General features: G+C 55.8%; 1 protein-coding gene. It reads left to right on the top strand.

The window, feature by feature from the left end; translation table 11 throughout:
• Positions 1–317 (top strand): putative type VI secretion system effector (locus WM40_RS32015; protein ID WP_046154718.1); only part of this gene is annotated, 317 nt, incomplete at both ends.

Below are 317 nucleotides of genomic sequence, written 5' to 3'. Positions count from 1 at the left end.
CGTACTGCGCTCGTGGCGGCGCTTGCTGGCCTTAACGATGTTGCACTGAATCTGAGTGCTTCGACCGAGTTCACGGACACGGTAGCCGATCTTGTAACGTTTAATCTGAACGGTGAGGTGGTCCGCGCGTGGATCTGGCTGTCGGTCTTCGAAAATGGGGATGAGGTAGAAGTCGTGGCCGAGCGCGCAGGCGAGGACTGGATAGGATATGCGATCAGGCGATGCTCGGACGGCGTTCTGTCCGTTCATCCGCACTGTGAGCGGGGGAGCAAAGCGAACTTCAAGTTCTTCCTAAAATGGTCAGTTTCATTTTGGAG

Source organism: Robbsia andropogonis, assembly GCF_000970345.1.
Lineage (GTDB): Bacteria > Pseudomonadota > Gammaproteobacteria > Burkholderiales > Burkholderiaceae > Robbsia > Robbsia andropogonis.
This window is presented reverse-complemented; position numbering and strand designations above follow the sequence as displayed.